At 41.2% G+C, this 694-nt stretch carries 1 protein-coding gene; it reads left to right on the top strand.

Annotation, left to right across the window (positions count from 1 at the left end; genetic code table 11):
* A partial coding sequence (locus H6A27_RS14480) for an IS66 family transposase (RefSeq protein ID WP_239469731.1) occupies positions 1-694 on the top strand: 694 nt, incomplete at both ends.

Raw genomic sequence — 694 nt, forward strand, 5'->3', positions numbered from 1 at the left:
AGACCTATATGTGGTGTCTGGTAAACAGAAAGGCCCGTATAGTCATCTTCTTTTATGAGGATACAACGGATGATGAAGGTGTACAGAAACATGGAGGCAGGAACAGAAATGTATTGAAGGAGTTCCTTGGTGATGCAAAAATCAGATCACTGCAGAGCGACGGCTACAACGTATATATGTATCTTGACAATGAGCTTATGGATATAGAGCATCTCTGCTGTCTGGCTCATGCAAGAGCTAAGTTCAAGTATGCCTACGACCAAGGAAGTCTGCAGGCAAGAATCTTCCTTGAGCTGATAGCAAAGTTATACGGCATGGAAGAGACTTACCGCCGGGAAAAACTCACAGCAGACGAGATTTACCGCAGAAGGAACTGTAAGGAAACGACGGAAATCATTGATAAGATAAGGACAGAGCTTTATGATCTGCTTGCAAATCCGGATGAGAGCCGAAGTGAACTTATGAGCAAGGCCCTTAACTATCTGAAAAACTTCTGGAATCAGATCTTCGCCTACAGAAATGACGGAGAATACTCAATAGACAATATGGCGGCGGAAAGAGCGATAAGACCAATCACTGTCCAACGATTATGTTGTACACCACATAACCTGCCTTATGTTGGCAAAATATTTATGTTGGCAAAATATCTAATATATTGTATAATAGAGCATTATGATATATGTTCACAACATAA

The organism is Bacteroides caecigallinarum, assembly GCF_016902295.1.
GTDB lineage: Bacteria > Bacteroidota > Bacteroidia > Bacteroidales > Bacteroidaceae > Phocaeicola > Phocaeicola caecigallinarum_A.